The organism is Mitsuaria sp. CC2, from assembly GCF_048957715.1.
Lineage (GTDB): Bacteria > Pseudomonadota > Gammaproteobacteria > Burkholderiales > Burkholderiaceae_C > Roseateles.
The window spans coordinates 120146-129357 of record NZ_JARVXN010000017.1; the positions used below are offsets into that span (position 1 = coordinate 120146).

Consider the following 9212-nt stretch of genomic DNA (forward strand, 5'->3'; position numbering starts at 1 on the left):
CGGAGGTCCAGCGATGCTCGGTCCGGCCGTCCGATCCCTCCTGCGCCTGCGCCGCGCCACGCTGTGGGCGGGACTGGCCGTGGGCGCGGGCACCTTGGCCGGCCTGATCGGCCCGGCCTGGGTCGGCCGGCAGGAAGCCATCGACGACGCGCGCAGCCGCGGCGCGCTGCTGGCCCAGGTGCTGGAGAGCGATGCGAGCCGCACCATCGAGACGGCCTCGCTGTCGTTGCATGCGATCGGCGACGGGCTGACGCGCACGGTCGCCGATCCGCACGAGGCTCAGCACCTCGAGGAGCACTTCAGCCATGTGCTGGTGGGCATGCCCTTCATCCGGAGCGTCTCTTTGCTGGACACGCGCGGCCGGGTGCTGATCAGCACGAACGCCGACGAGATCGGCCTGGAGATCCCGCTGGACGACTTCGGTCGCCTGCCCGGTCCCGACCGGGACCTGCTGATGCCGCTGCGGCCAGGCCGCGGTCTGGCGGACCTCGCGCGGGGACGGGGAGCACGCGGCTCGCCGGTCGGCATGCTGCCGCTGCTGCTGCAACTGCCGCAGGCGCCGGACGAGCCCGCCGGCGCTGCGTCGCTGCCCAGGCAGGCGCTGACCCCGCTGGGCATCTCGCCGGGCAACCGCGAGTCGGACCCGCGCTGGTTGCTGGCGCTGATCAATCCGGACGCGCTGACGCAGGTCCAGCAGCGCGCGCTGCCGGGCGGCCGCAGCGCCGCGTGGCTGGCCTCGACCGACGGACAGCTGCTGGCCGCGATGGAGACGCTGCACCAGTTGCCCGGTCAGCGCCTGGACGGTCATCCGGCCTTCGACGCCCTGCGTCGCGGGCGCGAGCACGACACCTACATCGGCGCGGGCGCCCTGCCGGGCGAGGTCATCGTCGCGTACCGGGCGGCGCCGCGGCGGCCGCTGATCGTCGGCGTCGAGCAATCGGTCGACGAGGTGCTGGCCCGCTGGCATGCGGGCCTGCGCTGGCTGCTGCTGATCGGCTCGCTGGCGCTGGCGCTGATCGCGTTGGCGACGATCACCGTGCGGCGCAGCCTGCAGGCGCGCGCGGAAGCGATGGAGGCGCTGGAAGGCGCGCACGAGCAGCTGGCCGACCGCGAACGCGACATGCGCGTGCTGCTCAAGAGCGTGCAGGAGGTGATCTTCCGGACCAATCCGGCCGGCACGCTGACCTTCGTCAATGCGCGCTGGACGACGCTGCACCGGGGCCGGCCGGACGAGGCGGTCGGCCGCCGCCTGGCCGACATCGCCGAGCCGGCCGACCGCGAGGCGGTGGCGAGTCTGTTCGGCGGCGACGAGGGCGTGCGCAGCATCGAGGCCACGATCCGCAACGGCGAAGGCGCGCCGCGCCGCTACCAGATCGCGACGGTGCCGCTGCGTCGCGACGGCGAACTGCTGGGCTACGCCGGCAGCGCCGTCGACATCACCGAGCGCGCCGCCGCCGAGCGGCTGACGCGCCAGGCGCGCGACTCGGCGGAAGAGGCCTCGCGGACCAAGACCGAATTCCTCGCCAACATCAGCCATGAACTGCGCACGCCGCTGCAGGCCATCCTCGGGTTCTCCGAGCTCGGCATCATGCGCAGCGGCGGACAGGAACGCCTGCAGGCGATGTTCTCGGACATCCACGGCTCGGGGCAGCGGATGCTGGCGCTCGTCAACGACCTGCTCGACGCGTCCAAGCTGGACGCGGTCGGCGCGCTGGAACTGCACGCGGCGGACCTGCGCGAGCCGGTGGACGCGGTGATGCGCGAACTCGCGCCGCTGACCGCGAAACGCCACCTGACGCTCGCCGTCGACCTGCCCGCGCCGCTGCCGGGACGCGTGGATCCGCTGCGCTTCCAGCAGGCGGTGCGCAACGTGCTGGCCAATGCGATCAAGTTCGCGCCTCAAGGCGGCACCATCGAGCTTCGCGGCGGCCGCACGCCCGAGGGCGCGCTGCACCTGTGCGTGGCCGACCGGGGCCCGGGCATCCCGGTCGAGGAGCTCGAACGCATCTTCGATCCCTTCGTCCAGTCCAGTGCGACCAAGGACGGCTCCGGCGGCACCGGCCTCGGCCTGCCGATCAGCCGGCGAATCGTCGAGATGCACGGCGGGCAGCTCTATGCCGCCAACCGCGACGGCGGTGGCGCAGAATTCCACCTGATCCTCCCCGCGCAGGACACGCCGGCCGGCGGGGAGCGAGGCCCAGGCGGCCGACTGACTGGCGACACGGACGCCCGCACCAGGAGCACACCATGAAGTGGGAAGGCAATCGAGAGAGCGACAACGTCGAGGATCTGCGCGGATCCGGCGGCGGAAGCGGCGGCGGGCTGCCGATGCTCGGCGGACGAGGCATCGGGATCGGCGGCATCGTGATCGCGCTGCTCGCGTCCTGGGCCTTCGGCATCAACCCGCTGACGGTGCTCAGCGCGCTCGACGGCAGCGCCGTGCAGACCACGCCCGGGCCCGCCCAGCGCCCCGTCGAGCACAGCCGTCCCCAGGACGCGCCGGCCAAGTTCGTCAGCATCGTGCTCGCCGACACCGAGGACGTCTGGACCGCGCTCTTCAAGGCCGGCGGCAAGACCTACCAGGCGCCGACGCTCACCCTGTTCGAAGGACAGTCACGCACCGCGTGCGGACTCGGGCAGGCGGCGATGGGACCGTTCTACTGCCCCGGCGACAGCAAGGTCTACATCGACCTCAGCTTCTACCAGACCCTCCGCGACCGGCTCGGCGCCCCCGGCGACTTCGCCCAGGCCTACGTGATCGCCCATGAGGTGGGACACCACGTCCAGCATCTCCTGGGCATCACCGAAAAGGTCGACGCCGCCCGCCGCCGTCAGTCCGAACAGGCCGCCAACGCCACCAGCGTGCGCGTCGAGCTGCAGGCGGATTGCTTCGCCGGGGTGTGGGCGCATCACTCGCAACAGTCCAAGGGCTGGCTGGAAGCCGGAGACGTCGATGAAGCGCTGAACGCCGCCGCCAGGATCGGCGACGACACGCTCCAGCGCAGCGCCGGACGCGCGGTGGTGCCGGAGAGCTTCACCCACGGCACCAGCGAGCAGCGGCAGCGCTGGTTCAAGCGCGGGATGGCGCAAGGCGACTTGCGGGACTGCGATACGTTCTCGACGAAGCAGCTCTAGGCCTGGACCAGCGCGAGGCCAGCAACGGCTCTACTGCGAGGCGCTCGATCCCGCTGCCGGGCGGGGCCTGGCCTCGGCCCGCGGATCCCCCACGCAGCCCTTCAGCCACTGGCTCATCTCCCATTGCACCTGGCCGGCGGACTCGCGGGCGGTATAGCCGTGCGCCTCGAAGGGCAGCAGCACGTAGCGCGCGGTGCCGCCCAGGCCGGCCATCGCCTGGTAGAGGCGCTCGCTCTGCATGGGGAAGGTGCCGGAGTTGTTGTCGGCCTCGCCGTGGATCAGCAGCAGCGGATCCTTGATCTGGTTCGCGAAGAGGAAGGGCGACAGCTTCAGGTAGACGTCCTTGGCGTCCCAGAGCGACCGGCGCTCGCTCTGGAACCCGAAGGGCGTCAGCGTCCGGTTGTAGGCACCGCTGCGCGCGATGCCGCAGCGGAACAGCTTGGTGTGCGCCATCAGGTTCACCGCCATGAACGCGCCGTAGCTGTGGCCGCCGATGGCGATCCGGCGCGGATCCACCACGCCCAGGTCTTCCGCCTTGTCCACGATCGCGCGCGCGTTCGCCGTGATCTGCTCGATGAAGCTGTCGTTCATGTTGCGCGAGTCACCCACCACCGGCATCGTCGCATCCATCAGCACCACATATCCATCCATCAGCAGGTTCAGCGGACTGATGCCGGAGAAGCTCATGTAGCGCCCCGGCGAACCGCTCAACTGCCCGGCGATCGCGGCGTCGTTGAATTCCAGCGGATAGGCCCACACCAGCGCCGGTCGCTTCTCGCCCTCGCGCAGGTCGGGCGGCAGGTACATCCAGAACGAGAGCTCCACGCCGTCGTTGCGCTTGAAACTCACCAGCTCGCGCCGCACGCCCTTCAACTGCGGCGTCGGATCCTTGAGGCGCGTCAGCGGCGTGACCTTGCCGTTCTCGCGCAGCACCAGGTTGGGCGGCTCGTGCTCGGTCTCGCGCTGCGTCAGGAGCCGGCGATCCTCGAAGAGCGCCACGGGTTGCTCATACACGCCCTCGGCCGACTGGAACAGCCGCTGCACGCTCAGGTCCTTCAGCGACAGCTTGTCCAGGAAAGGACGATCACCCTTCGGTCCCGATCCCTGCCCGGACAGCAGCAGATCCCCGTTGAGCGTCTGCGCGACCTGGTGTCCGTTGCCGAGCGTGCGCATGAACGGATAACCGGGATGCCGGTAGCGCTCGCGCACCGAGTGCTCGAACAGCGGCCGGCTCTGCTTGCCGTTGAGCGGCAGAAGGTAGGTCCGCGACCAGCCCCGGCTGCGGTCCTCCTCCGTCAGCAGGCCGTGGATGCCGTCGTCGAGGAAGCGCAGCCGCGTGAAGCGGTAGGGCATGCGCTGCACTTCGAAGGGATCGCCGGTGTACGGCGGGTCCAGCCGCATGACGCGGTCGCGGAAGGCCGCGCGGGTGGCCGGGTTGCCGCCGTCCAGGGCCTCGACCCAGTAGATCGCCGCGTCCTTGGTCGGCGACGGATAGAACACGCGCGGCCCCGGCAGCGCGCCGTCGATCGCGACGCCCTGCTTGAGCGGCATCTTCACCAGCTCGCGGATCACCTTGCCGTCGCGCTGGCGGACCTCGACCACGGTCGGGAAATCGTCGAACGTCAGGTTGTAGCTGAACGGGCGCACCAGCCGCTCGGTCAGCAGGGCCTGGCCGGTGCCGACGCTGGAGACGCTGGTGAACAGGCCGGGGGCGCCGATGTCGCGGCTCTGGCCGCTGGCGACGTCGATCAGTGTGAGCTGCGAGCGGGCGTAGTGTTCGAACAGGTCCTCGTCGCGCGGATTGCGCAGCAGGTCCGGATAGGTGCGCTCGGGCGAGGCCTTGCCGTGGGTCTCCTGGATCGCCGGGCCGGTCTGCGCGCGGCTGGGCGCGGCGCCGCGATCGTCGGGGACGGTCAGCACGACCGCCTCGCGGGCGTTCAGCCAGGCGATGTCGTCGGCGTCGACGGCGTTGTTCAGCCGCACGTTGTAGAGGCGCCAGAGCTGGCCGTTGGACGTGGCGCCGGCCCAGAGCTCGTCGGCGGTGTCGGTGCGCCGGGACAGCAGGAAGCGCTGCCCGTCCGGCGCCCAGAGGAAGTTGTGCCAGGTGCCGCCGGCCGGGAGCTCGACCTCGCGTTCGGCGGCCTCCGGCTCCAGCAGCGAGCGCAGGCGCACGCGTTGTACCGCGAGCAGGTTCTGCTGGCTGGCGTTGCGCGCATCGAAGCGCGCGCCGGCCAGGCGCAGCCCGGGCCGGGCCAGTTCCTCGAGCGGCGTGTAGCGGCGTTGCTCGACCAGTGCCAGCGCCTGGCGGTCCGGCGAGGGGATGAGGCGCGGCAGCGACGGCGCGTCGAGCAGCTCGCGGATCGCCACGGACGGCTGCTTGTACGGCGCGGGCGCGGCCCCGGCCGGGCCGGCGAGACCGGCGAGACCGGCGAGACCGGCGAGACCGGCGAGACCGGCAAGACCGGCAAGACCGGCGAGACCGGCAAGTCCGGCCAGGGCGGCCATGCCGCGGAGCGTCGTCGCGAGCAGGCCGGCCGCCAGCCGACGGACGGCGGGTGCGGGTACGGCCTCGGGGGCGACGACCGTGGACGCGGCCGGGCCACCGACGGGCGGAAGGCGCAGGCCGACAGAGGGGACGCGGGAGGACATGGGGTCGAAGTATCGCTGCGCTAGGATTCGCGCCCATGATCGAGCCGCCGCATCCGCACGCGCAGGACCCCCGCGCACCGCACGACCCGGCCCCCCGGGCCCCGGCGGTGCTGCCGGCCGTCGGCGAGCGCCTGGGCGTCTGGCGCGTGGCGACGGTGCTCTTCGAGTGCGCCTCGGGGGTGTGGTTCCGCGTCGAGCACGGCAAGGCCGCGGCACAGACCGGCCTCGCGCTGGTGTACCGCCACGAGTCCGACGCGCAGGCGGTGCTGATGCGTTTCGCGGAGGATTCGGAAGCGCTGGCGCGCTTCCAGTACCCGTCCTACGGCGCGCCGCTGGACAGCGGCCTCAGCCCCGCCGGGCTCCCCTACCTGGTCGTGCCGGCGATGGAGGGCGCGCCGCTGCTGCGCGTGGCGATGGCACTGCCGCTGAAGCGGCGCATGCAGCTGCTGCTGGACCTGATCGAGATGCTGGACGCCGCCCATGCGCACGGCCTGGTGCTGCACGAGCTGGATCCCGGGACGCTCTGGCTGAGCCCCGCGCAGCAGTTGCACTGGCTGGGACAAGGCCTGACACCGCGCGACAGCCAGGCGCCCGCCGCGCTGGTGCGCGCGGCGGAACCGCTGGCCAACGCGCGTCAACGCGCCGGCGGCCGTCCGGACGAGAACAGCGAGACCCACGCGCTCGGTCGTCTGCTGGGCATGCTGGTGAACGGGCGCCTGCCGCGCCGTGACGCGACGGAGGACGGCTTCGAGGAAGAACCCGAGCCCGGCGCCACGCCGGTCGCCTCGCTGCAGTCGTGGCTGTCGCTGACGGCCGCGCAGCGCGAGAGCCTGGACCAGCTGCTGGACCGGGCCATGATGGACGGACGCTCCTTCACCGACCGCCAGCTGCTGGCGCAGGCGGTGCGGGACTGGATCGCGGTCGAACCCTCGCTGCCGCGCTCGACGTCCGGCACGGGCGGACCGGCGTCGGCGCCGATGCCGCTGCTGCCCTCCCCGCCTCCGCTCGACAGGGACGACGACCGGCCGGCCGGGCCCCGCTCGATCCAGGCGTCCTGGGCCGAGCGGCTGGCCGGGATCGCGCTGGTGCTGGCCCTGGCGGCCGCCGTCGCCTGGCTGCTGCTGCGCGGCGGCTGAACGCGTCGGAAGCACTCGGCGGAAGCGCTCGGCTGGCGCGCAGACGACGCATATCCGCGACGAGTCGTCGACCGACCTCGATGCGTTAGTTCTCTCGCAGGGGTGAGCCCAACGCCCTCGTCAGCGCCCAGTCGAATCGACAACTTCGCGCTGACGATCGACTTGAAAGAGTCACTCGTCCGCCGATGAAGGCGGATTGTCCGAGGCGGGGGCGTCTGCCTACGATCGTTCTCCTGTCGCCGAGGTGGCGATGCGAGGAGGAAACGCGTGAGTTTCGAAATCCGGCCGATGTCCGCCGCGGACTGGCGCAATTGCTGGCGGGACTCGGTGACCGATCCCGAGTGTTCGCCGTGGCTGCGCGGCGTGCTGGAAAGCTGCATCGACGGCAAGAACGCGCACTGGATGCGGCTGTCCGTGCGCTGGGCCGTGGACAGGGGGACGGGCGACTACCTGGTGCGGCTGCCGTCGCTGGTCGGGCGCCAGATCGCCGACCAGTTCTGCGCGCGGGTCGAGGACCGGCTCTACGGCCTGTGCGGGCTGGGCATCGGCGAGGCGCAGGTGTTCTTCGCCGGCGGTTCGTCGCCGTCCTGCGAGGCCATGGGACGGGTCCACGCGGTGCTCTCGGCGGCGTTCGCGGTCCACGGCTCGCATGGCGAGGACATCGGCCGCGACCCCATCCGCATGCCCATCTTCATCCCCGGCGCGCTGGTGCCCGAGGACCTCGTCGCGGAGACGCGCGGCCGGTGATCCGCGGGCCTATCATGGGCGCATCCATGGATGCCCTCCGCCGACATCTGCTCCGTCATGCCACGCTCGGCGCGATGGCCATCGGCATGACGGGCGCGGCGAGCGCGCAGGCCTCATCGGCCGGCCCCTCGCGTACTTCGGGCACTTCGGGCACTTCGGGCGCCTCGGCCAACGCCGGCGCGGGCCGCCCAAGGTCGGCACAGGTGCTGATCGCAGGCACCCCCTTCGCACGGCTCTTCGAGCCCGCGGCCAGCCGTGGCAAGCCGCGCGGCCTGGCCGTCGACCTGCTCGACGCGATCCTGATTCCCGCCGGCCACCAGCCGCGTTACGAGTTCTATCCCTGGCTGCGGGCGCAGTCCATGATCGAACACGGTCCGGCTCAGATCCTCGTCGGTCCGTACCGGACGCCGGAGCGCGAGAAACTGATGCGTTTCTCGCGCCAGGCCTTCTACGAGGATGCGCTGGTGTTCTACGCACGCCGCCGCGAGGAAGGCCTCTGGTGGGGCGACTTCCAGGCCCTGGTGCCGTTGAGGATCGGCGCGGTGCAGGGCTGGGTCTACGGCGACCGCTTCCAGCAGGCGCGCCGGGGCCTGAACGTGACTGCGGTGCGGGACCTGAGCACGGCGCTGCGCATGCTGCAGCTCAATCGGCTGGACCTGATCGCGGCCAACCAGCGCAATTCGGAACCGGTGATCCAGGAGCTGGGGATGACGGACCAGGTGGCGCTGTGCGCGCCGCCGTTCGCGCAATTGCGCGGCCACTTCGCCTTCAGCCGCGATGCGGCGGGCGAGCCCTGGATGGCGCTGGTCGACGCCGGCATGCAGCGCCTGCGCGCCAGCGGCGAATTGCAGCAGATGGCGGCCCGGCGCGGCGTCGCGCTGCCGGACTGATCGCCTTCAGCTCAACAGGAGGAGCGCCAGCCCGATCGCTGCGGGGATGGCCTGGATGAAGAGGATCTTGCGGCTGGCCGTGGCCGCGCCGTAGAGCCCGGCCACCAGCACGCAAGCCAGGAAGAAGACTTTCACCGGTCCGCCCGCGGCGCCCAGCGCCAGGCCCCAGATCAGGCCGGCCGCGAGGAAGCCGTTGTACAGCCCCTGGTTGGCGGCGAGGACTTTGCTCGCCTCGGCGAATTCCTTGGTGAGTCCGAAGGCCTTGCGGCCCTTGGGCGTCGTCCAGAGGAACATCTCCAGGATGAGGATATAGACGTGAATCAGTGCCACCAGGGCGACGACGACATTGGCGGCAAGGGCAAGTGTTGTGTTCATGGTTCGCACTGTACGTCCCGCTATCATCCCCGGCCCGTCTGCCGTTCCCTGTCCCGCACGTTCCATGTCCAAAGCAGCCCAGCTCAACCCTGCCCAGTTGGCGGCCGTGCACCACCTCTCGGGGCCGTGCCTGGTGATCGCTGGCGCGGGTTCGGGCAAGACCAGCGTGATCACGCAGAAGATCGCCAAGCTGATGTCCGAGGGCTACCGGCCGAAGAACATCGCCGCGATCACCTTCACGAACAAGGCCTCGCAGGAGATGCGGGAGCGCGCCAAGCAC

At 71.3% G+C, this 9212-nt stretch carries 8 protein-coding genes; 6 read left to right on the forward strand and 2 right to left on the reverse strand.

The window, feature by feature from the left end:
- Window positions 1-13: 13 nt before the first annotated feature.
- Complete coding sequence (locus PV762_RS12600) at window positions 14-2251, forward strand: ATP-binding protein (RefSeq protein WP_421035352.1); 2238 nt, start codon at window positions 14-16, stop codon at window positions 2249-2251.
- Window positions 2248-3135, forward strand: a complete 888-nt coding sequence (locus PV762_RS12605) for a neutral zinc metallopeptidase (RefSeq protein ID WP_421035353.1) — start codon at window positions 2248-2250, stop codon at window positions 3133-3135. The genes PV762_RS12600 and PV762_RS12605 overlap by 4 nt, the downstream gene beginning before the upstream one ends.
- Before the next feature lie 30 nt (window positions 3136-3165).
- On the opposite strand, the gene PV762_RS12610 is transcribed toward PV762_RS12605, so the two are convergent.
- A complete protein-coding gene (locus PV762_RS12610; RefSeq protein ID WP_421035354.1) occupies window positions 3166-5784 on the reverse strand; it encodes an alpha/beta hydrolase family protein in 2619 nt (872 codons plus the stop codon).
- A 35-nt stretch (window positions 5785-5819) separates the two neighbouring features.
- Here PV762_RS12610 and PV762_RS12615 point away from each other — a divergent pair, with 35 nt between their 5' ends.
- The 3 genes from PV762_RS12615 (at window position 5820) to PV762_RS12625 (ending at window position 8557) form a co-directional block, all read left to right on the forward strand.
- Complete coding sequence (locus tag PV762_RS12615) at window positions 5820-6920, forward strand: hypothetical protein (protein WP_421035355.1); 1101 nt, start codon at window positions 5820-5822, stop codon at window positions 6918-6920.
- Window positions 6921-7187: 267 nt separating this feature from the next.
- The gene (locus tag PV762_RS12620) at window positions 7188-7667 is read left to right on the forward strand and encodes a hypothetical protein (protein WP_421035356.1); all 480 of its coding nucleotides are present in this window, start codon (window positions 7188-7190) and stop codon (window positions 7665-7667) included.
- A gap of 26 nt (window positions 7668-7693) precedes the next feature.
- Window positions 7694-8557, forward strand: coding sequence for a substrate-binding periplasmic protein (locus PV762_RS12625; protein ID WP_421035357.1), 864 nt, complete (start codon window positions 7694-7696; stop codon window positions 8555-8557).
- A 6-nt stretch (window positions 8558-8563) separates the two neighbouring features.
- Here PV762_RS12625 and PV762_RS12630 read toward each other — a convergent pair whose 3' ends face one another.
- Entirely contained in the window at window positions 8564-8932 is a 369-nt protein-coding gene (locus tag PV762_RS12630; RefSeq protein WP_421035358.1) for a DUF1304 domain-containing protein, read from the reverse strand.
- Between the two features lie 64 nt (window positions 8933-8996).
- Between PV762_RS12630 and PV762_RS12635 the strand changes: the two genes are divergently transcribed.
- Window positions 8997-9212: UvrD-helicase domain-containing protein (locus PV762_RS12635; protein WP_421035359.1), on the forward strand; the 216-nt coding region annotated here is incomplete at its 3' end.